Genomic DNA, 21,762 nt, shown 5'->3' with positions numbered 1-21,762 from the left:
CTATCTATTTTTCCACTTCTTTTGGAAAGTGGAAAGCCTGCCAGCTGCGTCGGCGCATGTCGGGTTTGAAGTAGGTCCAAGGGTCCCCGTGGGCAACGGGCCTTTGTTCCGACTGCCTTGCTGGGTCTTCTCCCAGGCGTGTACCAGGATGCCCACTGACCGAGACTGGCAGAACAGCCCACGCGCGAGTTGGGCTTTAAAGCCAAGCTCGGCGTAAATTGCGGCGGTCGCGCCATCGATGTTCATAGCGATTACGCGACCTTTGATACCTGACAGGTGCCCCTCGATCTGCGGTGCGCAGCCTGGCACAGGCCACAACTTCAACCGCGTCATATTTTGCCAGTGTTTTAAAATAGATGTCGCTGATCCGACCGCAAACGATAACTGCGGTCTTCAGAGGTTTCATCGGTTTAGCTCTCCGATTTGACACCAATGTATTCCGGCAGATACCGCGGGGGCATTGGCCCTTTGTTCCGGCCGCCCTGCTGCATTTGTTCCCAGCCATGAGACAAGACGCCTACCGAGCGGGAGAGACAGAACAGACCGCGGGAGAGCGGGGGTGGAAAGCCCAGCTCGCAAAAGATAACAGCCGTGGCCCCATCTATATTCATTGCGATCTCAGTACCGCGCTTGCGTCCGATTTCCGCCTGAACCGCCTCACCGATGTCGGCAAACCGCCCATCCACCGTACCAGACTTCGCGGCCTCGCGTACCAGCTCCATCAACCTTGGTGCGCGGGGATCGACGGGTTTGTGGAACCGGTGGCCAAAGCCCGAGACAATTTTGCCATTTTCCTCACGCCAGACGGCGATACCGTCGCGGACGGCAGCGTCCTGTTCGGCGCCGTCATCGATCCGTTTGGCGACGTCGAGATAAAGTTCGGCGCATTGTTCACCAGCGCCGCCATGCACGTCACCCAACATGTTGACCCCGGTGGCCATGACGTTGTTGAGCCCAAGCCCGCAGGTCGCTGCCATGCGGGCGGCAGCTATCGAAGGCGCTTGCGGACCGTGATCCACGCCCGCCACCAGCGCACATTCAAAAAGTGCCGCCTGTTCTGACGTGGGCATATCGCCCCGCACCATGAGCCAGATCATCTGAGCAAAGCTGACATTTCCTATAAGGTCCTGGATCGGGTGGCCGCGAAAGGCGATCCGCCCTGGCGCCATGTCGATAATTGCGGTGCGCCACCAGTGGCGCATGTCATCGGCATCTTTGCGTCCTGCGGTGTCCGTCATATCGCGCCTTCCTTTGCCAGTTTTTCAATGTCTTCCGGTGAAAGCCCTAACTCACTCCAGATTTCAGTGTTGTGCTGCCCCAACGTGGGCGGTGGCGCATCGACGGTGGGCGCGCTGCCGTCCAGTTTGATGCCGGTCGTGGCGACCTGAATGTCTCGTCCGACGCCGGGTACATTTTCAAACTGGCCAAGAAATCCGCGGTCTGCAACCTGCGGCATTTCCAGTACCTCCGGCACTGTCAAAACCGCTCCCGAGGGCACGCCGATACTATTGAGCTCCTTGGCCCAGTCGCGCGGTGGTCGGGTCTTTAGCACGGCCTCAAGCTCCGTTTTCAGAGCCAGCCTGTGGCGTTTGCGATCCTCACGCGTGGCATATTCAGGACGTTCGCGCAACGCGGCCAAACCCAGGTGGTCAGTCAGAAGCTCCCATTGCTGGTCCTTGTTGGCGGCGATGTTGATCAACCCGCCCTTTGCCTCAAACGCGCCGGAAGGCGCCGAAGTGGGATTCTCATTGCCGTTGGCGGTCGGATTGACGCCTGCGATCAGATAGTTCGACACCACCCAGCCCATTGTCGCCAGCACCGATTCCAGCATCGAAACATCAATGAACGTACCGCGCGGATTGGCGTTTAGAGCAGATGAAATCGCGAATGCTGCGGTGATACCGCCCACCGTGTCTGCCACCGGATACCCAACGCGCAATGGCGCGCTTTCGCCACCGCCGGTGATCGACATCACACCCGAGGTGCCCTGGATGATCTGATCATAGGCCGGGCGGCGGATCCACGGGCCCTCCTGGCCAAAGCCCGAGATGGCACAGTAGACCAGCGTCGGATTGACCTCTTTTAGGGTCTCGTAGCCCACGCCAAGGCGCTTCATGACACCGGGCCGGAAGTTTTCCACCACAACATCTGCCGTTTCGACGAGTTTTAGAAAAATCTCTCGGCCCCGTGCGTTCTTCAGGTTGACTGTGACCGATTTCTTACCCGCGTTCTGGGCCAGAAAAGACACACCCATGTTGGCCTTGTTCAGCTCTGGGTCAGCCCCCAGTTGGCGGGCGAGATCGCCCCGCCCAGCGGCCTCAACCTTGATAACTTCGGCCCCCAAGTGCGCCAAGTGGTGGCAGCAGAACGGACCGGCCAGCACATTGGTCAGATCAAGAATGCGAATGCCCTTCAAAGGTGCCTGCGTCATTATCCGCGCCCTTCGTGTACAACTTTGGCTGCCGTGAAAAACTCGCGGCAATAGCTGCCTTTTTCCGGCGCGCCATAGGATGATCCTTTTCGGCCGGTAAATGGCGCGTGAAAATCCATGCCTGCTGTGGGCAGATTAACTTGTATCATGCCTGCCTCGGCGTTCTGTGTGAAATGTTCGATCTTGGCCGCATCCCGCGTGACGATGCCCGCTGACAAACCAAATTCGCAGTCGTTGGAGGTAGCAAGGGCAGCATCATAGTCCGACACGCGCAATACAGCGGCGATGGGTCCAAAGATTTCGTCCCGCGCCACGGCTGCCTGTGGTGACACACCCGTAAACAAGGCCGGAGCAAAGTAATGTCCGGGGGTTTTGGATCTGACTTCGCCGCCACCTGCGGCAAGCGTTGCGCCTTCATCCATGGCTTGAGAAACGTATCGTTTGTCGATAGCCAGCTGCGCCTCGCTGGCCACCGGGCCAATCTGGGTTTCTGGCCCGCGCGCATCACCGATCCTGAGATCTTTCATGGCCGCACAAAGACGGTCGACAAATGCGTCGTGAATTCCCTCAGTGACGATCAGGCGGGACGACGCCGTGCATCGTTGCCCGGTCGAGAAAAAGCTACCCTGTAAAGCGCAGTGAACCGCCAGGTCCAGATCCGCATCATTGAGGACAACCAGCGGGTTCTTGCCCCCCATTTCAAGCTGCATTTTGGCCCCGCGGGCGAACAGCGCAGCCCCCATATTGCGACCGACAGGTGTGGAGCCGGTGAACGTGACCCCAGAAACTTTGGGGTGTGAAACGATCGCCTCCCCGACCTCACGGCCTTTGCCCATTACAAGGTTGAACACACCCTCGGGCAGGCCCGCACGGGCAATGATGTCGGACAACATCCACGCAGAACCGGGCACCAGTTCGGCAGGTTTGAACACGACCGTATTGCCATAGGCCAGAGCGGGCGCAATTTTCCATGCCGGGATCGCCAGTGGGAAATTCCAGGGCGTAATCACGCCGACGACGCCGATCGGCTCGCGTACAACCTTAAGCGACACACCTTCGCGCAGAGATTGGTAAGCGTCGCCCGTAGCACGATACGCCTCAGACGCGAAATATTTGAACAAATGCCCGGCACGATGCGCTTCGGCCTTGGCCTCGGACAGGGTTTTGCCCTCTTCGCGGGCCAGCATGTCGCCCAGTTCGTCCACACGGGCAAGGATTTCCGACCCAATCCGGTCCAGTGCTTCGAACCGGACCAGAGGCGATGTCGCGCGCCATTTCGGAAAGGCGGCAGCCGCGGCTTCGATCGCTTCAACCGTCTGGTTGGCACTTGCCTGCGCGTAATTGCCAATCGTGTCATTCAGGTCAGATGGGTTGATGTTTGGAACAGCATCGCTGCCAGCGGCCCATGTTCCGGCGATATAGTTGGGAAAGGGGTCTACAGTCATTGCACTTCCTCAAGAACTGGTCGCCAACCGATATCTTCATGCCGGTGGTCTACAGTGTTCACATAAAAATAGGTCGGGCCGTGATAGCCCCGGCATACCCGCCCATCGGCACGGTTGGCGACAGGTTCGGCGGTCCAGCTGACCGCCCCGAACCAATTCCACAAACGGTTATGAGGTGAGGTCAGGTGATCCGGGCGAAGCGGGGCTGCACCATTGGCTGGGTCCGGTTGGGGCGCGTTTGACACGGCGGCACCGCCCACCAACGCATCCCATTCATTGGGCCCAGTCGCACCCTGATAGGGGTCATTTCGGGGCGTATCACCACCGGTCAGCAACCGGCATCGAAACGTAGTGCCATCGATGGACACCTCTGTGCCATAGACATACCCGGCATCGTCCAGATCCTGCCAGCTAACGCGGCTCATTAGCATCCGGTCGGCCACCAGATACCGGGTGCCTCCCTGTTGAAACACATGCCAGTTCAGGCGTTTGGTCGGGTCTTTTGGACTGTCAGTGAGCGCCCAGTTGTCCCAATCCGGGTCATGTTCAAATTCCGGGAGGTTACCGGGTTGCAGACCCTCGTAGGGGCAAAGCGCTGCAAGATCCGTGATCCAGGGTCGGGTTGCCGGGGCAAGGATTTGCCCTACATGTGATAGCCCACCCAGTTGACGGGTTCCGATATAGTCCATCATTGCTCTGTCACCAGCCCTTTCAAAGGTCGAGTGCGGAAGCGGCGCAGAACCCGGAACAGCATTTCCGCCGAAAGGAATTCCGTGCGCTGTGAGGGATCAAGCGGGGGTGAGACCTCGACAATGTCCAACCCGCCCAAGGGGGCCTCGGCCAGTCCATCCAGCAGATCGTAATACTGACGCGGTGTAATGCCGCTATGCACGATGGAGCCTGTGCCGGGAAGGTAGCCCGCGTCCATCGCGTCGATGTCGATGGACAGATAAAGCTCGTCACAGCCCTGCATGGCATGCGCAAAGGCCTGGCGCATCACCTCGGGCGCTCCGAGTTTTTGCACATCGCCAGCTGAAAACACCCGACCGCCCTGTTCTTCGATGAGCGCGAGATCACCGCCATCGACCCAGCCCGTGATGCCGATCCAGACCATATTGGACACATCAATGTTGGGCAGTTCAGAAATCCGGCGTGCATTGGTTGCGTGGTTGTGGCTGCCCCACGCGCCCAGCCGGTCGGAGAAATCCAGATGACCGTCGATCTGGATATAGCCAAAACGCGCGTTTGGTGCACGTTTAGCCAGCCCGCGGGAATAGCCCAGACAGGCCGGGAAGCTATTGTAGTGATCACCACCCAATGCCAGAGGGATCGCCCCTGCAACGGTCAGCGTTTCAGTCATTGTGGCGATGGCTTCGGTCGTTGCATCAACGTCTTGCGCTGTGATCTCTGCGTCGCCGCAATCGATCAGCCAGTCGGTCGCAGGCACGGTGCGGCGGCTTGTGTCTGGATCAAAGCTGGCTCCCTGCGGACGCAAAGATTGCAGAAGACTTGTCGCCCTGCGCAATGCTTCGGGGCCGAACCTTGTGCCAAGGCGGCTGGAATGTGTCCAGTCGCTCGGCATGCCCACCACGCCGATCTGATCCGCATTGACGTCGGTCACGTCACGCAAAGGCCCATCAAACAGCCGATATCCCGGTTGAGCCAGGGGCGGGTGGAATGTTGTATTAGCTGCAGTCATGTCAGTACATTTTCCTTGGAAGTTAGGCGACCCGGATGCTCAATCCCAAATCCGAGGCGCGCATAGATAAATGCCAGAAGAGCCGTAACCATCAGTCGTTGGCCAACCTTCACCACACCCATTCCGGGCCTGTTCGGGTTCAGACCGGTCAACATGATGGCACTGACCTCGTGCTGACCCAGAGCGCTGAGCCATTGCACCACCGTATCCAGATCAAGCCCCCCCAAACGGGGCCGATCACACAGCGCGCTGATCGACGTTTCAAACACCGAGAGATCAAACCGCACAAACAGCGGCTTTGATATATCCCGCCACCTTGAATACGCTGCAAGCTCCGCAGCAGTATCCAAGCTGCAGGTCATACCCGCCCCATTTGGCAAGGGTGCCACATGAAAGTCGCGCGCATTATCTGGCGTACCGCCAAGCTGCGCTGTCTGACAATGAGGCAGCGCGCTCTGCACTGTCTCGGACATGCGATCCGACCCACCCAGTATTATGGCGCAGGCACCATTGCGGCTGATCTGACGCGTTGCTGCTCTCAATGCCGCGTGGATCGCGTCCTCAGACCCTGCTGCTATATCTCCGAGGTCACAGAGCCGCTCGTGCAGACCGTCGGTACTGATGTCCTGACGTGCATCGACATCTACCGGGTGACTGAATTGTGGGTTTGCATGCCAACCGAAATAGACCGAGGTTTCGCGCAACGCACGCGGCGCCAGGGACTGCCCGGCATGCGGCGCGCTGGTGTCTTCAAACGGGACGCCCAGCACTGCCAGATCGCCGGGCCTGACTTCTCCGATTGCTTTGGTTTGTGCGCGCATGAACGACAGTTGCCCTGCCATGCGCGGCAATGGGGCCGATCGTAAAGGCATCAGCCAGCTCCTTTCTCAAGACGCTCTGTCACCGCCTGTAAGATCGCCAGCGCGGCGCAGGTTTCAGTTCTGCCACGATCGTCCAACGCCGGGGCAAGTCCGAAAACTGCTGCGGCGGTGACATTGCCTGGGGTAGTGTCAATTTGCGCGATCATCTGTGCAGGTGACATCCCGGTCAGGCGACGTGGGTGCGACACCCATTTGCCCGCAAGCTCTTGTAAATCCACAGAAAGGATGACCGGTTGAGCGTGAGACAATTGCCCCGCAACGCCCCCTGTGACCGGAATAACAGGAACATCCGCACCTGTGACTTTTTGTGTCGCGATGCTAAGCGCCTTCAGTCCGCTGGAATCTCCGCCAACCAGCACCATCCGCGCACCGGTTTCCAGAACCGCCTCGCATTGCGAGACAATTGCGGAAAAATGCTTATCCGGCTCAAGCGGAAATACATTCACGTCCCCCAGGTCAATGGCATTCGCGGGGGCCTTTCCGGGCCGGGAGGCGTATCGTAATTGCCTCGCGAGGTAGCGTTGCTCTGCCGCTGGTCGGTCGAGATTGTCACAAAAATATCCTGCTACCGCGACTTGCCCAGGCACGAGGTCTTCCAGATCGCCAACAGGCATGCCCAGAAAACTGGGGATCCCGTCAAACTGTATTTGCGCCGCATCACCCATGACGCAAAGCCGCGTTCAGGGTTTCAATGGCCGCCAATTCCGACATGCCACGCGTGTCGCGGGCAGGCGCAAGGCCAGTGATCACAATCGCCTGCCAGCGGCAGGACATTGCCCCAATGACGGAAACCAAGGTTTCGGGTTTCATTCCGCCGGGGTTAAGGCCGATAGCACCGGCTGCATGCCCCAGATCAACGACCGATATGTCGATCCAGAGAACAGTGCGCTCGGGCGTGTCAGAAAAGTCTGCGTGCCCTTCATCCAACCGCCGGGCGGTACGCCAATCCATCGTGCGCTGAGCGATCTGATCCCAAACATCGGCAGGTTGCCCGCCATTCAAACCCACCCAAATCGTGTTTGCTGGTCGTTCTGTAAGATCACGCCGAGCCAGTGGCATGGCCGCGACAACCGGCAGATCAGGCAAGGCCCCCAGTACAGCAGAGGCGACATCAGACGCGCCACCCAGAACGACGGGCACAATGCCGCGATCCACCATTTGCGCCACAAGCTGTTTCAATACGCCGGACCAATCGCCCGACAGGTCCAGATTACCCAGATCCCGGCCGTTTACAGGCAGGCTAGTTCCAAGCTGTCCGGTCATCTTGCGCAGCGCATCCGGTGCCAAGGAGGCGCCGGAACGTGGCCCGCTATCGACTTCGCTTGGAACACCCAAAAGCCCGACAGATCCTGCATCGCATTGCGAAATCTCGCCAAATGGCAGGCCAGCATAACCAGTTGTTATCATTTGTTTCTGCGCGCTATTCATTGCCAGATGCCTTCATTATTTGCGATTTCCAATTGCGTTCAAACCAGCTATAAAAAGTGACGGATTTGCGTCGAAAGGTCTGCCCATGCCCGACAAGCCCCGAACCCCCGACACGAATGGTGGTGTCGAAGCGGTCGAACGCGCATTGCGTGTGCTGGACAGCTTTGAGCCCGGCGATGCGGGGCTGTCTCTGAAAGAAGTTGCGGACCGTAGTGGCGTCAATAAAGCAACAATCTTGCGGCTGAGCGTCTCTCTTGAAAAGTTTGGCCATATCACGCGAGACGGCGAAGGCCTGTTTCACCTCGGCCCGTCTTTGTGGCGTCTTGGATCCGTATTTCGCCAGAACCTCCGCATGGGGCCTATTGTGCGCCCTGTGCTGGCGAACCTGGTGAATGCAACGGGGGAAAGCGCGTCGTTTTATGTGCAACGCGGCAACTCCGGCGTTTGCCTCTACAGAGTCAACTCGCCTAGGCTTGCGCGGGATCATATTCAGGAGGGCGAGGTCATTCCGCTGGGCATTGGCTCGTCGGGCCGAGTGCTGGATGCCTATTCTATCAGGCAAGGCAAACAGGCCGCCAACATTCGGAAGGCCGGCTATTATCTCAGCCTTGGTGAACGTGATCCGGACGTTGCTGGATTGTCGGTTCCGGTTCTTGGGCTTGAGGGCGAGCTGCTGGGTGCAGTCAGCCTGTCGGGCCTGCGCGTTCGCTTCGACGAAACCACTGTCGAAGGCTATCGCGCCGCGGTGCTCGATGCCGCCCGCCAGATCCGGGCCGAGATTGGTCAGATATAAAGAGCCCATCATTTGTCAGCATTCTTGCTGCGGCCAATCAACTGCACGCCGATGAGCGCCGAGATTGACACGATAATCAGGCAGGTCGAGATCGCTGCAATGGTCGGATCTAGCTGATCGCGCAGCGAATTGAACATGCGACGAGTGATTGTGGCCTTTTCGCCACCCGAGACCAGCATCGAAATCACCACCTCGTCCAGCGATGTGATGAAGGCCAGAAAGGCCCCGGTCTGGATCGAGAATTTGACCTGCGGCACAGTCACCGTCCACAACGCGTAGGCTCGGGATGCACCCAGGCTGCGCGCCGCCAGTTCCTGATTGAAATCGTAGTTCTGCAAACCCGACATCACGGTCACGATCACAAAGGGAAGCGCCAGCGCGGTATGGGCGATCACGATTCCGGTCAGCGTGTAGTTGAGGCCCAGCTTGGCATAAAGACTGAACACGCCGACGGCGATCAGGATCACCGGTACGACGATGGGCATGATCACGAGGATCTGCGCAGCGCTCCTGATCCGTGGGGCAGAGCAATGCAGGCCATATGCACAAAGTGAGCCCAAAGGTGTTGCGATCGCCGTGGTCAATACAGCCGCGATCAGTGAGGTCTTTGTGGCGCTCATCCATTCTGCGGAGGTGAAATAGGCCGTGTACCAGCGAAACGAAAATGACGTTGGTGGGAACTCCAGATATGAGGCCCCCGAAAACGACATCGGGATCACAATTAGCGTTGGCAGGATCAGAAAGAACAGTACCGCGATGCCGACCACAGTCAGCCACAGACCGTCGATTTTACGTTGTCCGACTTGTTCCATTTTCAGTTCCTCAGCGCATAAAGAGTTTGTCGAGCCCGAAGACACGGTTCATCAGCCAGATCATCGCCAGAGCCAGCAGCAGCAGGACAACGCCCAATGCGGATGCTGCACCCCAATTGGAATAGACCGTGATTGTGCTTTCGATGCGTTGCGCCAGCATCTGCACGCGGCCACCGCCCAGCAAAGCAGGTGTGACGAAGAACCCAAGTGACAGGATGAAGACCAGCACGATGCCGGCAAAAAGGCCCGGCAGGGACATCGGGAAAAACACCCGCCAGAATGCCCCGCGCGGGCTGGAGCCAAGCCCCACAGCGGCCCGAACCAGGTCGGTGTCAATGTTGCGCATGGTGGCGTAGAGCGGCAAAACCAGAAACGGCAGCATGATATGTACCATGCCAATGATTGATCCCGTGAGGTTGTGCGCCAGTTGCAGCGGTTCCTCGACGATGCCAAGCGACATCAGCGACGAATTGATGATGCCATTCCGCTGCAACAGCACCAGCCAGGCATATGTCCGCACCAGAACCGACGTCCAGAACGGGACCAGCACGAAAACCATCAAAATGGCAGCCGTTCTGTTCGGCATCCTGGTCAGCCAGTAACACAGCGGATATCCCAGAAGGACACAAATCACCGTCACAGCGATGCTGATCTGAAAGGTGACAACAAAGGTCCGACGGTACAAAGCGCTTTCAAAGATGCGCGCGTAGTTTTCCATGCTCAACTCGCCCGCCGCATTGTAAAACGAGAGCGAAGACAACCAGAAAATTGGCAGAAACACGACAACAAGAATCGTCACAACCGCGGGCATCGAAAGCCCAAAAAACGTCAATCTTTCGCGGCGTTCTTCAGTTTTGAGCGTGCTGGCGTTCTGAAGCGTCCCTGCACCTTCATAGACCTCGGCGATACTCATGCCACATGCTCCGGTACGATGATCGTGTCTTCGGGATGCAGGGCAAGGCCAATTTGCTCTCCTTTGGAAGGCAGCCCGGTTTGGCCAGCGCGATTGGCAGGGACACGCAAGTTGATCTCGCCTGCGCTGTCGTGCTGAACGATAACCAGCACACTGTCGCCTTGATAAATGATGTCTTTGACCCGGCCGGACAGATCATTGGCAGTTTCAGGTACTGCACCCGCGGTGACCTCCAGCAATTCGGGCCGGATCACCAGGCGGTGGCCACCCCGTCCCTGGGCGATGGGTGAATTGGATTTCAGCAAACGCCCACCAAGCTGCGCCGCATCATTGGCTACCTTCACCGGCGCCGAAATGGATTCGCCGATAAAATCCGCCACAAAGAAACTGTGTGGCTGGCGATACAGCCGCTCGGGTGTATCGATCTGCTCGATCCGACCGTGATTGACCACCGCAATCCTGTCTGACATCGTCAGCGCTTCGCGCTGGTCATGGGTTACGTAGACAACGGTCGCATCCAATTTTTCATGGAGCGCCTTCAGTTCAATCTGCATATGTTCGCGCAGCTTTTTGTCGAGCGCGGACAGGGGTTCATCCATGAGGATGATCTGCGGCTCGAAAACCATGGCGCGGGCAAGAGCCACACGCTGTCGCTGGCCGCCAGACAATTGAGTGATACGCCGATCTCCATAGCCGCCAAGCTGTACCGTATCCAGCGCACGTTCGGCTTGGGTCTTTTGATCGCTTTTGGAAACCCCGCGGATTTTCAGCGGATAGGCCACGTTTTCAGCCACCGTCATGAATGGGAACAACGCATAGCTTTGGAAAACCATGCCGAGGCCGCGCTTATGGGGCGGCGTCGCAATCATTTCCTGACCGCCAAAACGGAGCGATCCGCCATCTGGGCGTACAAAACCGGCCAGTGCCATCAAAAGCGTCGTTTTGCCCGAGCCCGATGGCCCAAGCAGTGTCAGGAATTCACCTGCAGAAATATTCAGCGATACGTCATCGAGCGCTTTGACCGCACCGTAGGCCTTGCAAAGGTTGGAAATGTCGATGGGAAGGGATTGGGCAGCAGGTGACATAGGGGCTCCTAACCTGACGAAAAAGGCGCAGCACGAGATGCACTGCGCCAAATTGGATTATTGCTGGATCAGCGTGTCGAACTCTTCGGTCAACTCACCCAACTGGCCGATATAGAAGTTCGGATCGACCAGAAGTTGCTTGCCGTAGTTGTCGGGATGGGTGTTGACCTTGACCGCCATCTCTTCCGAGATAATCCCGGCATCGAATGCACCCGTGTTGACCGGGCCCAGCGGCATTGTCACGGCCAGCCGCGCCTGCGCTTCGGCACTCAGCAATTCATTGATCAGGCGCATCGCATTTTCGACGTTCGGCGCGCCTTTGGGCACCAGCAAGCAATCGACATCCATCGTGCCACCATCGAATGCATATGCAACGTCAATGCCTGATGCGATCACACTTTCCACGCGGTTATGGCCCATGTGAATCACGTCTACTTCACCATCACGCAGCAATTGTGCGGATTGTGATCCGCCACGATACCAAACGGTAACTTCGGGTGCGATCTCACCCAACTTGGCCCAGGCGCGCTCCATGCCCTCGTCCGTGGCCAAAATGTCGTAGATTTCTGCCATAGGCACACCATCGGCCATAAGGGCGGCCTCAAGATTGTAGTTCACCTTGCCGTGCATGCCGCGCTTGCCGGGGAAGTTTTCCAGATCCCAGAACTCTGCCCAGTTGGACGGACCATTGTCGCCAAAGGCATCCTTGCGATAGGCAATCACCTTGGTGAAGTTGATGAAGCCGATGTAGTTTTCGTGGATCAGCTCCTCCGGGATACCCGTCGTGTCGACAACCGAATAATCAATCGGCTCAAGAGCACCTTCACGGCTGAGCGTCTCGCACGAGGGCAAGTCCTGCTCGGTCACATCCCAGGCGACGGCACCCGCTGTGATCTGTGCGCGCACGTCCTGGATGCCGTTTGTCGTATCTTCCTTGACCGTGACATTCAATGCGCTGGCTGCGGGTTCCAGCATGGCGGAACGCAAGGCATCCTGAAAGGAGCCTCCCCAGGATGAAAACACCACCTCGCCTTCGGCGAAGGCAGGCGCAGCCATTGCCAGACTGCTAACCACGAGACCCGCAGTAAGCGTCAATTTTCGGTTATCTTTAATCATGTCAGGCTCCTCCCTAACTGTTGGTTGGCTTGCGGGTCCGCGATATGAGCGACTCCGCATTTTATCCCTCAGCGTTTCACTCTTCAAAACGCTATTTCATTTTTACTAGAGCTGATGTTGGAATTGGTCAAGGATTCTTTTGACTCCGTAGGATTACCCCTCTCGTTTCCGGAGCCTCAGAGCCGAACAAAACGTCATATTTCGCGCTTATGAGCTGTGTTTATCTCGTTTCGATCTTGCGAAGATGGCATCGGAAACGATCTTTACCTGCCCCCAAGTTCATTGCCGCCGAGTGAAGCTTTGGGGGATTGAGCGGAACGCAATCTCTCACTTGCATACCGTTGATCCGCAAATGTGAATGGCAGCTTCTATAACAGTTAGCGCCACTTGAACCTTGCCGCAGCATTCGGCGCTTTGGGCTCTGAGCCGCCATGAAATCCCGCAGCGATCCGCGATGCCGTCGCATGCTGAGACCGGCCTTTCGCCAGGTCTCGGCGTTTTCCGGCGAAACATCGGCAAATGCACGGGTTTCCCGAATAGTCATGATGATCGTGGGACGTTCGCGATCTGGCGCCAGGCATCCCGGCAAGCAGCGGCGAATGCTGAGAAAGAGCTCATTACTGTATTCCATTTTCCTTGCTAAGAGTATTCAGCCTTGGCTTTTAACATTTTAGTTTATTTCAGAAAATTGGTGATAACTGCCGTTCCCGGAGGCGTAGGCCCCTTCATTGCGCGCAATTCCGTGCTTGCCTCTGAGAGCGCGATTTCTCTTGCGACCATTGGGCTGAGATCGACGCTCCCGCGTTCGATCATGCTAAGGAGGTTTGGATACTTCCATGATGGCATGCCGCGTGTCCCAAAAAGGGACAGCTGCTTAGAGTAGATCGACCGAACACTAATTTGCATTAGGCCATCGCCTGATGGCGCGCCGATTTGAACGTGCCGGCCTAACATCGCAAGGCATTCCAAAGATGCGTTTGTTGTGGCTTCAATTCCGAGGGCTTCGATTGAGACCTGCGCGCCGCCGCCCGTGATTTCCCGAATTGCCTCTGCGGCGTCGTTTTTGGCTGCGTTCACCACCGCGTCGGCACCGTGTTGCTTGGCAAATTTTAGTTTTTCTTCAACGATATCAACGACGACAACCTGCGCACCCAGCATTTTTGCCAGAAGCAAAGCCGAGAGGCCGATCCCGCCCGCTCCGTGGACCGCGACCCAGTCACCCGCCTGAACACCGGCGCGATCGGTCAACGCATGCCACGCGGTCGTGATGCGGCATCCCAATCCTGCGGCCAACGCGGGGGGTAAACTGTCCGGCAGGTAAACCAAATTGTGGTCAAGCGGCACAGCGACATATTCGGCATAGGCTCCCGGCGTCCCAAATCCGGGTACGATCTGATTTGCGCATGTGTTGGAAACGCCGGTGTTGCAGGCCAGGCATTTGCCACACCCAAGAATGAACGGTGCGATTAGCCGGTCGCCAACTTTGTATTGTGCCTGCGGGCCAGCCTCTACAACGGTTCCGCAGTATTCGTGTCCCAAGATAGATCCGTTCTGCACCTTGGGATGTCCGCCTGACCAACCGCGGTAATCTGATCGACAAACCCCGCAAGCCGCAACTTTCAGAATGACCCCGTTGTCTGGGCAGGCCGGGTCGTCAACCTTTTCGATAGAGAGATCTTCATTGAAATCTCGAACAACAGCTGCTCGCATTATCGTATCCTTGTTTCAAAGCCAAAGCAGATAGCTCTGTGGCCGCTGTTTCAAACCGGCCGTTCGCTTTTGACTGCGAGGGATCGTCAGGTTCCCAACAACCTGACGATGCCCGGTGATGTGATCCTCAGTCGGTGATCGCCTGCGGCTTTCGCAGAATGTTGCGCAGGAACATTGGCGCGATGAAGCCAGCAACCGCCGCCGCCCACAGCCCGATCGCAATCGGGGACGAGAACAGATAGGCCACGTCGCCGTCTGACAGGGTCATAGCGCGGCGCAAGGCGTCCTCCATATGGCCGCCCAGCAGGATGCCAAGGATCACGGGCACCGTTGGGATATCCAGTTTTCGCAGGATGTAGCCCAGCATCCCGAAGCCGACCAGCATCAGCAGATCAAAGTAGCTGCCAGTGAGTGCGAAGATCCCTGTGGTCGAGATCATTGTGACACCCGGCAGCAGGATCCACGCAGGCACTGAGAGGACCTTTACGAAGATTTTCACCATCGGCACGTTCATGATCAGCAACACAACGTTTGCGATCAACAGCGATGCGATCAGGCCCCAGACAACATCTGGGTTGTCACGAAACAACGTCGGTCCCGGTGTGATGTTCAATGTCATGAGCAACGCCAGCAGAACGGCCGTTGTGCCAGAGCCTGGTACGCCAAGCGTCAACATAGGCACCAGCGCTCCGCCCGCGGCCGAGTTGTTGCCTGCCTCGGGGGCGGCAATGCCCTTGGGCGCCCCGGTGCCAAAGCCGCCCTTTTCGCCGGCGATGGATTTTTCTGTCATGTAGGCCAGGAACGATCCCAATGAAGCACCGGCACCGGGCAAAACACCTGCGATGAAACCGACGCCAGATGAGCGCAGCATCGTCCATTTCGTGTCTCGGATGTATTTCCAAGGGATCGAGACTTTGTCCAAAACCACACCGATGGATGATCCTTTGCCATGGCTTTCGACAAAGAAAAACAACTCGGCAATGGCAAAAAGTCCGACGATGGCCACCAAGAAATCAACGCCGTCATAAAGGTGCAAGTTGCCGCCTGTCAGGCGCGGCAGGCCAGACGAGGAATCTACCCCGATCACCGCGATACCAAGGCCAATGCAAGCGGCGATGGCTGACTTTGCTTGGTTGTTCGAGGCCATACCACCCAGCGTGCAGAAGGCCAGCATATAAAGAGCAAAATATTCGGCCGGTCCGAACAGAAACGCTACTCGCGCCAGCACGGGGGCCAGGAGTATCAGGCCGACAGTGGCCAGAAATGCACCAACGAAAGAGGCCGCACCAGACAGAACCAGCGCGTTGCCAGCTTCGCCTCGCTTGGCCATCGGGTAGCCGTCCAGCGTTGTCATCAAAGCAGGTTCATCACCTGGAATATTCAGCAGAATGGAACTGATCCGCCCGCCATACATTGCGCCGTAGTAAACGGCGGTCATTAAGACCAAAGCTGCGGTCGCATCAAGACCAAGTGCAAAGGAAATCGGGATCAGAATGGCGACGCCATTCGATGGGCCCAGACCAGGCAGGGCGCCGATGATGGTACCAATAAAGCAACCGATCACGGCCAGCATCAAAGTGTAAGGCGACAGTGCCACCGAAAAGCCAAGGGCGAGATTTGCGAGGGTTTCCATGGATCAGTGCCCCACGAATGGAATAAGAATTGAGATTGCTTCCCATAGCTTTGCAGGCGTTGGGATGCGGTATGCGACGATGTTTCCCAGCATCAGAATGAACTTGAAGACAACGAACAGACCGAGCGACAGACCGATCCCAGCAAGGATGGCTTTCTTGCGGTTCGGTGAAATTTGGTAACTTAGGATTGTGGCCGCTACTGCTGTGGGCAGGATGAAACCAAGTGGTGACATCAGCACCGAATAGAAAGCCAACACAATCACTGCGACCAACAGGTTGCCCCATGTTCGGCCGTCGGGCCATTCGGGGTCTGGATCGGGTTTGAAGACCAAAACCAAAGAGGCAATTGCTGCGACACCGCCAATCAAGAGCGGGAACAGCTTGGGTAAAAACTCGCCCGAGAATGGGTTGGTCTGGATCTGAGTGGCAGCCGCGATATACGCGACCGCCGTGATCAGAGCGATCAGACCAAAAATCCGATCAGAGGCCATTACTGGATAACCCCCAGTTCTTTCGACATCTGGCGAATGTCGACGATCAGGTTATCGACATAGCCCTGGAAATCATCTCCAACCATGGTAAACGGTGCCAGGCCGTTAGCAGCCATGGCTTCGGCCCAATCAGGACTGTCAGCAACCTGCTGCAGCTTGCCAGCCCACATCTGGAACGTGTCGTCAGAAACACCGCGCGGAATGTAAAGCCCACGCCAGTTACCAGCAACGACGTCGTAGCCCTGTTCCTTGGCGGTCAGGATGTCCTCAAACCCCGGCACGCGCTCTTCGGTCAGCACCGCGATCACGCGGAGATCGCCATTGGCCAGGAAACCCACAACTTCGGACAAATCGCCGGTCATCACCTGCGTAAATCCGCCCACGGTCTGTGTGATGGCATCGGCGCCGCCGTCCATCCCGATATATTTCACCTTGGTGATGTCGGTAAAGCCGCCCTCCTTCAGGACCATCAGCGGTTTCATGTGGTCGAACCCGCCTGTGGATGAACCGCCGGCAAACGCGACCGAGCCTGGATCGGCTTTGACCGCCTCGACCAGATCACCCAGCGATTGGTACGGGCTGTCGGCGGCCACGGCCAGTATGCCCGGATCAATCCCGATAGCGCCGACAAATCGCACCTGATCGGCAGTCATGCCAGCATAGGCGTTCTGCGCCAGACGGGTGCTGGTCGCCGACGACGCTGCCACGATCAGGTCGGCATCATCGTTGCGGTCGGTGACCACATGGGTAAAGGCCAGGCCGCCGCCGCCACCGGGCATGTTGGTAACCTGTACAGGTTTATCGACCGCGCCGATGTCGTACAGGATCTTGCCGATCTGACGGCAGGTGAAATCCCAGCCGCCGCCGGGGTTGGCCCCTGCGACGCATTCCGTGGCCTGCGCCGGAACCGCGAAAGTCATCACGGCCGCGGTCGCCAGTGCAGCCTTTGCTGCGAATAGTTTGCTTAATTTCACTTCAGTTCCTCCCTAAAAGATGAGCCGGAGGGTAGACAAGTTGTTGCGATGCTGGCAACATTATATAAACGTAGTTGCGCAGAGTGGAACAAATGAAGCAGGCCCGCGTCGAGTCCGTCGAAAAGGCGTTGTCAATTCTCGAAGCTTTCTCGACAGAACGACAAATGTTGACGTTGACGGAAATCGCTTCGGAAACAGGGCTTCACAAAAGTAACATCAGCCGCCTTGCGGCGTCTCTGGAACGATATGGCTATCTGAAACGCGGTCCAGACAGGCGTTTTCGTCTTGGGCCAGCATTGTGGCGGCTTGGCGGATTGTACCGCCTGAATTTCGAACTCGGCGAATCCGTGCGCCCCGCCTTGCGCAAACTTGTTGGCGAAACCGGCGAGACGGCTTCGTTCCATGTTCCCGATCAAGATGAGCGGGTATGCCTGTATCGTGAGAATTCACCCGATCCGGTACGGCACCACCTTGAAGAGGGCACGCGCCTGACCATGCGTTCAGGAGCGTCAGCTCATATTTTGGCTGCCTACTATCTGGGCAACAGTGCCGCAAAAGCGCGTCTCGCGGCGGACGGAAGCTGTATTTCGCAAGGCGAGCGGAATCCCCATGTCTCGGCTGTCGCTGCTCCGGTCATAGACGCGACCGGACAGTTTTACGGGGCTCTCGCGGTGTCTGGGCCGCGCGAAAGGTTTGACTATGAAGCACTTACCAAGGCACGTGCCGCCGTTGTGTCGACTGCGAGAGCCTTGGGCCAAGCCCTGGCTTGAACAAGCCCCGATTTAGGGTGGCCTGAAAGGCAATTCAGCCATTTCCGTTGACGAATTCACCGTCAGAGGTGCGAGTGACCGTTATTCCTGCTGCAGCACAGCAAGGATCTTCGCTGTAATTTTATGACGAAAGTTCTGCGAGCGCGCACAGCGAGAGAACCGAATTCACAGGATGGCTCTTTCCGGGCGTTAGCTGCGTTTTGCACCAAGGTCCGGTTCAGCGGGGTGATCTGAGCGGTGTGGTGTTTTAGGATGGCCGCCATCGTATAACGCTGCCTGCGTCTCGCCGTTATCCCACTGATACAGCAGACCGATTTCTTCGCCAGTCTTGATACACGTAATGCGACCGATGGCTTCGGCCGTCGTGCGAACACTCTCAAGTTCGGGCAAAACTAGCCCCTCTCGTTAAACAGTTCCTTGGGAGCGATGTCGAGAGCATGGGCAATCCGCTCCAGAACATCGATCGATGCTGAGAATTTCGCGAGTTCGATCTCGCTGATGTAGCTACGATCCAGGTCGGCAGCTAATGCTAATTGTTCTTGGCTCAACCCTCTGGAATTTCTTAGATTCCGGATATTTAACCCTACTTGTTCCCGTAATTTCATGGCCTGTATTCGGCCAGATCACAAGAACCGCTCTACGGAATATATTCCACAAAACGCGCGCGAACATCATAAACCCTATGCTCGCATATGGTGTGAAGGTTGAGGTTGGAGCTAGTGTATCAATAATGCAGTAATGTAGTCAGAAGGCATTTATTGATATGTGGTGCAGACTTATCAGAAATTTGAGCGCCGGAGCTGTCGTGGCTCTTCTTTCAACCGTGGCCCCGCAGGCGGCAAAGGCCTATCAGGTCGATTGCGCCATTCTGCTTTGCCTGGCCGGTGGTTGGCCCGCGTCAGCAGAATGTGCCCACGCCCGAGCAGTGTTTATCCGCCGGATCACGCCCTGGCCGATTGAGCCGCCGTTGCAAATCTGGCGCTGCCCGATGGGGGTTTCTGAGCGCGCGCCGTTGCAAAGTATTGCCCCTAAAGTCTGGGAGGCCAGCAACCAATCAAGTCAGACGCTTGGCCAAGTCATCCTGGCTCAGGTGGTCGAAGACGGTGCCGATATCGACATCAGTGGTCTGGAATTCGATTTTGTGCGCTCGATCCGTGTTTGGGATGTTCGGCACTACAGCCATCGCGAACGTGGCCGCGACGATGATTGTTCTGAGAGTTATAACATGCGCCTCGGGACCTACGGCACACAAGGCGAATTTGGCTGGCAACGCACGACACCAACGGCCGCCCCGCAATGGGTTCTGCCGTCACGGCGCTGTTCGTCGTCAAGCTGGCGTCGCGGGGTCGGTGTCGAATGGGAAGATCACGAAGGCAACCATGGATATGAGTGGGTGGCCTACTAAGGCTATTCGCCGATGTCCTTCATACGTTCCGCGATATCGCCCGCAATGCGCTCATACAGGGCGGCTTGCTTATCTCTGGGAGTTCCGGGCTTCGGGTTCCTTCTGCGGATGCGTTTGGCGAGCCAAAACAACAGTCGCGCGGCGGGGTCGTCCAGTTTTTCCGGCACTGGGGCCGGATAGTTTTCTTCGAGTAGGGCAACGACCTCAGCATTCATACTGCGATGGTTGGCCTCGGCTGCGAGGCGTATTCGATCGCGCAGGCCGTCTGGCAGCCGCACGATGAATTTATCCTGATTTTGAGAGCTTTGTTCTGGCATGGTGGCACTGTGCCATAAAAAGCGATTGACGCAATAGTGGCTAAATGCCACTAGTTGAATATGGTTTCAACCTGGAGGCGTTTCATGAACAGTCGTAAACCAATGCAGCTTCGGCTTCCGCAAGAGCTCAAGGAGTGGATCAAAGCGGAGTCCGATCGCAATGGAAACTCCCAAAATTCAGAAGTGATCCGCGCCATTCGCGCGGCGAAAGACAGACGTTCTACGCGCGGAGCAATCGGAAATATCAATATGGATCAGGGTGATAATGCGCGTTGTTAACGAGGTGAGAGAGGTGTCGATAAGATGACCAAAGCTAGTGCACAGACAAAGGCGAAGCAGGCAGCCTCGGCCTTCATCCGTGAGGCGCGGGAGGCAGGCTGGCAGCGCGCGAAGTTCGAGATTAAGCCTGACGGCAGCGTCATCGTCGATGCCAACATGGTCGCGCCAGAGGCAGCCGACGACTTTCTCAATAGTGACTTGAGAATGGGCGAATGACCCGAAAGAGCCTGCCAAAATACGTCTATAATGACAGGGGCTACCTACGGTTCATGCGGCGTTCACGCGGTATCTCGGTCATGATGCACGAGGAAGCGGGCACGCCGGAATTTTGGGATCATTACAATCGCCTGCTGAAGGGAAAACCAGCGCCAGCGCCGGTGAAACGCAATTTTGAGGCGTTGATTCTTAGCTACTACGAGAGCGACGCCTACAAGAAGCTGAAGCCCCGTACGAGATCCGACTATCGGCGCTATATCAGCCACATTCGTGAGATCTGGGCCGACAAAGACCCGGCTAGGATCGAAACCCACCACATTTATGAACTGCACCGGGCAAATGCGGATCACTGGCGGCAAGCCAACTATCTTGTCCAGGTCATGGTCGTCTTGATGAATCACGCCCGGTTGATCGGCTTCATCAAGAAAGAGCACGGCAATCCGGCGAAGGGCATTCCGCTCTTCAAACAGCAGAGTGATGGCTGGGAACCTTGGCCAGATGATGTTCGTGAAGAGTTCGAAGTGCTGGCTTCAAAGCGGGCGCGGCTGGTCTATGAGCTTTGCGTTGGTACAGGCCAGCGTATCGGCGATGTAGTGAAAATGAAGTGGGCACACTTTTCCGACGCAGGGTTCGATTTCACTCAGGGTAAAACCGACAAGCCGCTGTGGATCCCGCTTACCGACCGGCTGAAGGCCCATCTCGACGGAATTGCGCGAACAGACGGCACTGTTGTGACCGACGCGAAGGGTCGACCAGTGAGCTACCGTATAGTCGCCGAGGAAATGCGTGCCATCAAAAAGAAGATGAAGCACGAGAAGGCGAGCTACTACAAAACGCACGGGCTCAGAAAAAACGCAACGATCGAGCTTTATCTGGCTGGATGCGATGACGAGATGGTCAAAGCTGTCACCGGTCATTCAGGCGTTGAGATGCTGAAAAAATATGGCGGGCCGATCCGGCAAAGAGAGCTGGCGAAGCGCGCCCAAGAGGCAAGAAATCAAATGGAACGAAGCAAGACCGAAACGTGAAAGTTTCAACGCTTGTTTCAAAAATGGCAGTGAAGGAGAAGGGGAATGACGCAAGTCATTGATTTTATTGGAGGCGAGTACCGGAATCGAACCGGTGTACACGGATTTGCAATCCGCTGCGTCACCACTCCGCCAACTCGCCTTTCCCAGTGAAATCAATCACTTGCCGTGGTGTGGGTGGGGTTCTAACAGCTTTCTAAATGAAGGTCCAGAGCCTAACATGCAATTCTGGGGTCCCGGTCTGCGAATTCGACGCCGTGTCGGCAGGTCTTTTTTGCCGCGGACGGATTTGCGCTCTGGCCCGTTGCCGCAGGGGGTCGGATGTGGCACAAGCC

General features: G+C 57.0%; 25 protein-coding genes, 1 tRNA gene and 2 pseudogenes. 6 read left to right on the top strand and 22 right to left on the bottom strand.

Annotated features, from left to right (window positions below; genetic code table 11):
* From ACR3EM_RS08080 to ACR3EM_RS08040, 9 genes and pseudogenes are all read right to left on the bottom strand, one after another.
* A pseudogene (locus ACR3EM_RS08080) lies at window positions 1–261 on the bottom strand (hypothetical protein); the annotation flags it as partial.
* Window positions 262–410: 149 nt separating this feature from the next.
* On the bottom strand, window positions 411–1,238 hold the full coding sequence (locus ACR3EM_RS08075; protein WP_170449515.1) for a citryl-CoA lyase: 828 nt from the start codon (window positions 1,236–1,238) through the stop codon (window positions 411–413).
* Window positions 1,235–2,431: a CoA transferase gene (locus ACR3EM_RS08070; RefSeq protein WP_170449517.1), complete on the bottom strand. Its 1,197-nt coding sequence runs from the start codon at window positions 2,429–2,431 to the stop codon at window positions 1,235–1,237. Before ACR3EM_RS08070 ends, ACR3EM_RS08075 begins: the two co-directional genes overlap by 4 nt.
* Entirely contained in the window at window positions 2,431–3,876 is a 1,446-nt protein-coding gene (locus tag ACR3EM_RS08065; RefSeq protein ID WP_170449520.1) for an aldehyde dehydrogenase family protein, read from the bottom strand. Before ACR3EM_RS08065 ends, ACR3EM_RS08070 begins: the two co-directional genes overlap by 1 nt.
* Window positions 3,873–4,565 (bottom strand): hypothetical protein, encoded by a 693-nt coding sequence (locus tag ACR3EM_RS08060; RefSeq protein ID WP_170756582.1) that lies wholly within the window; start codon window positions 4,563–4,565, stop codon window positions 3,873–3,875. The genes ACR3EM_RS08065 and ACR3EM_RS08060 overlap by 4 nt, the downstream gene beginning before the upstream one ends.
* Window positions 4,565–5,575 (bottom strand): agmatinase family protein, encoded by a 1,011-nt coding sequence (locus tag ACR3EM_RS08055; RefSeq protein WP_170449524.1) that lies wholly within the window; start codon window positions 5,573–5,575, stop codon window positions 4,565–4,567. The genes ACR3EM_RS08060 and ACR3EM_RS08055 overlap by 1 nt, the downstream gene beginning before the upstream one ends.
* Window positions 5,572–6,447, bottom strand: coding sequence for an arginase family protein (locus ACR3EM_RS08050; RefSeq protein ID WP_170449527.1), 876 nt, complete (start codon window positions 6,445–6,447; stop codon window positions 5,572–5,574). Before ACR3EM_RS08050 ends, ACR3EM_RS08055 begins: the two co-directional genes overlap by 4 nt.
* Window positions 6,447–7,121 (bottom strand): arginase family protein, encoded by a 675-nt coding sequence (locus tag ACR3EM_RS08045; RefSeq protein ID WP_170449529.1) that lies wholly within the window; start codon window positions 7,119–7,121, stop codon window positions 6,447–6,449. The genes ACR3EM_RS08050 and ACR3EM_RS08045 overlap by 1 nt, the downstream gene beginning before the upstream one ends.
* Complete coding sequence (locus ACR3EM_RS08040; protein WP_170449531.1) at window positions 7,114–7,863, bottom strand: arginase family protein; 750 nt, start codon at window positions 7,861–7,863, stop codon at window positions 7,114–7,116. The genes ACR3EM_RS08045 and ACR3EM_RS08040 overlap by 8 nt, the downstream gene beginning before the upstream one ends.
* Before the next feature lie 106 nt (window positions 7,864–7,969).
* Between ACR3EM_RS08040 and ACR3EM_RS08035 the strand changes: the two genes are divergently transcribed.
* A complete protein-coding gene (locus ACR3EM_RS08035) occupies window positions 7,970–8,677 on the top strand; it encodes an IclR family transcriptional regulator (RefSeq protein WP_170449533.1) in 708 nt (235 codons plus the stop codon).
* Between the two features lie 8 nt (window positions 8,678–8,685).
* Here the strand turns inward: ACR3EM_RS08035 and ACR3EM_RS08030 are convergent, their stop codons facing one another.
* The 9 genes and pseudogenes from ACR3EM_RS08030 to ACR3EM_RS07990 all read right to left on the bottom strand — a co-directional run bounded on the left by ACR3EM_RS08030 (window position 8,686) and on the right by ACR3EM_RS07990 (window position 17,412).
* Complete coding sequence (locus ACR3EM_RS08030; protein ID WP_170449536.1) at window positions 8,686–9,489, bottom strand: ABC transporter permease; 804 nt, start codon at window positions 9,487–9,489, stop codon at window positions 8,686–8,688.
* Window positions 9,490–9,499: 10 nt separating this feature from the next.
* On the bottom strand, window positions 9,500–10,402 hold the full coding sequence (locus ACR3EM_RS08025; RefSeq protein ID WP_170449538.1) for an ABC transporter permease: 903 nt from the start codon (window positions 10,400–10,402) through the stop codon (window positions 9,500–9,502).
* Entirely contained in the window at window positions 10,399–11,487 is a 1,089-nt protein-coding gene (locus tag ACR3EM_RS08020; RefSeq protein WP_170449540.1) for an ABC transporter ATP-binding protein, read from the bottom strand. Before ACR3EM_RS08020 ends, ACR3EM_RS08025 begins: the two co-directional genes overlap by 4 nt.
* 57 nt (window positions 11,488–11,544) lie before the next feature.
* A complete protein-coding gene (locus tag ACR3EM_RS08015) occupies window positions 11,545–12,603 on the bottom strand; it encodes an ABC transporter substrate-binding protein (RefSeq protein WP_170449542.1) in 1,059 nt (352 codons plus the stop codon).
* A gap of 675 nt (window positions 12,604–13,278) precedes the next feature.
* A complete protein-coding gene (locus tag ACR3EM_RS08010) occupies window positions 13,279–13,851 on the bottom strand; it encodes a zinc-binding dehydrogenase (protein WP_480471908.1) in 573 nt (190 codons plus the stop codon).
* A 72-nt stretch (window positions 13,852–13,923) separates the two neighbouring features.
* Window positions 13,924–14,313: pseudogene (locus ACR3EM_RS08005) on the bottom strand (alcohol dehydrogenase catalytic domain-containing protein); the annotation flags it as partial.
* Between the two features lie 127 nt (window positions 14,314–14,440).
* Window positions 14,441–15,946: a tripartite tricarboxylate transporter permease gene (locus tag ACR3EM_RS08000; protein ID WP_170449546.1), complete on the bottom strand. Its 1,506-nt coding sequence runs from the start codon at window positions 15,944–15,946 to the stop codon at window positions 14,441–14,443.
* A gap of 3 nt (window positions 15,947–15,949) precedes the next feature.
* On the bottom strand, window positions 15,950–16,438 hold the full coding sequence (locus ACR3EM_RS07995) for a tripartite tricarboxylate transporter TctB family protein (RefSeq protein WP_170449549.1): 489 nt from the start codon (window positions 16,436–16,438) through the stop codon (window positions 15,950–15,952).
* On the bottom strand, window positions 16,438–17,412 hold the full coding sequence (locus tag ACR3EM_RS07990) for a Bug family tripartite tricarboxylate transporter substrate binding protein (RefSeq protein ID WP_480470251.1): 975 nt from the start codon (window positions 17,410–17,412) through the stop codon (window positions 16,438–16,440). The genes ACR3EM_RS07995 and ACR3EM_RS07990 overlap by 1 nt, the downstream gene beginning before the upstream one ends.
* A 92-nt stretch (window positions 17,413–17,504) precedes the next feature.
* On the opposite strand from ACR3EM_RS07990, the gene ACR3EM_RS07985 reads away from it, so the two are divergent.
* On the top strand, window positions 17,505–18,182 hold the full coding sequence (locus tag ACR3EM_RS07985) for an IclR family transcriptional regulator (RefSeq protein WP_170449553.1): 678 nt from the start codon (window positions 17,505–17,507) through the stop codon (window positions 18,180–18,182).
* Window positions 18,183–18,371: 189 nt separating this feature from the next.
* On the opposite strand, the gene ACR3EM_RS07980 is transcribed toward ACR3EM_RS07985, so the two are convergent.
* Window positions 18,372–18,572 (bottom strand): hypothetical protein, encoded by a 201-nt coding sequence (locus ACR3EM_RS07980; RefSeq protein ID WP_170449555.1) that lies wholly within the window; start codon window positions 18,570–18,572, stop codon window positions 18,372–18,374.
* 2 nt (window positions 18,573–18,574) lie between these two features.
* On the bottom strand, window positions 18,575–18,787 hold the full coding sequence (locus ACR3EM_RS07975; RefSeq protein WP_040103945.1) for a helix-turn-helix domain-containing protein: 213 nt from the start codon (window positions 18,785–18,787) through the stop codon (window positions 18,575–18,577).
* A 158-nt stretch (window positions 18,788–18,945) separates the two neighbouring features.
* Between ACR3EM_RS07975 and ACR3EM_RS07970 the strand changes: the two genes are divergently transcribed.
* Window positions 18,946–19,587: a hypothetical protein gene (locus ACR3EM_RS07970; RefSeq protein WP_170574424.1), complete on the top strand. Its 642-nt coding sequence runs from the start codon at window positions 18,946–18,948 to the stop codon at window positions 19,585–19,587.
* 2 nt (window positions 19,588–19,589) lie between these two features.
* On the opposite strand, the gene ACR3EM_RS07965 is transcribed toward ACR3EM_RS07970, so the two are convergent.
* The gene (locus tag ACR3EM_RS07965) at window positions 19,590–19,955 is read right to left on the bottom strand and encodes an Arc family DNA-binding protein (RefSeq protein WP_170574427.1); all 366 of its coding nucleotides are present in this window, start codon (window positions 19,953–19,955) and stop codon (window positions 19,590–19,592) included.
* A 33-nt stretch (window positions 19,956–19,988) separates the two neighbouring features.
* Here ACR3EM_RS07965 and ACR3EM_RS07960 point away from each other — a divergent pair, with 33 nt between their 5' ends.
* The 3 genes from ACR3EM_RS07960 (at window position 19,989) to ACR3EM_RS07950 (ending at window position 21,427) form a co-directional block, all read left to right on the top strand.
* Window positions 19,989–20,183 (top strand): Arc family DNA-binding protein, encoded by a 195-nt coding sequence (locus tag ACR3EM_RS07960; RefSeq protein WP_024096636.1) that lies wholly within the window; start codon window positions 19,989–19,991, stop codon window positions 20,181–20,183.
* 24 nt (window positions 20,184–20,207) lie between these two features.
* Entirely contained in the window at window positions 20,208–20,399 is a 192-nt protein-coding gene (locus ACR3EM_RS07955; protein ID WP_024096637.1) for a hypothetical protein, read from the top strand.
* Between the two features lie 83 nt (window positions 20,400–20,482).
* Window positions 20,483–21,427 (top strand): site-specific integrase, encoded by a 945-nt coding sequence (locus ACR3EM_RS07950; protein ID WP_480470250.1) that lies wholly within the window; start codon window positions 20,483–20,485, stop codon window positions 21,425–21,427.
* A 68-nt stretch (window positions 21,428–21,495) separates the two neighbouring features.
* On the opposite strand, the gene ACR3EM_RS07945 is transcribed toward ACR3EM_RS07950, so the two are convergent.
* Window positions 21,496–21,569, bottom strand: a tRNA-Cys gene (locus ACR3EM_RS07945).
* Window positions 21,570–21,762: the final 193 nt, after the last annotated feature.

This window comes from Ruegeria sp. AH3 (assembly GCF_056536265.1).
The sequence above is the reverse complement of the archived record's forward strand: the minus strand, read 5'-3'. Positions and strand labels throughout refer to the sequence as shown.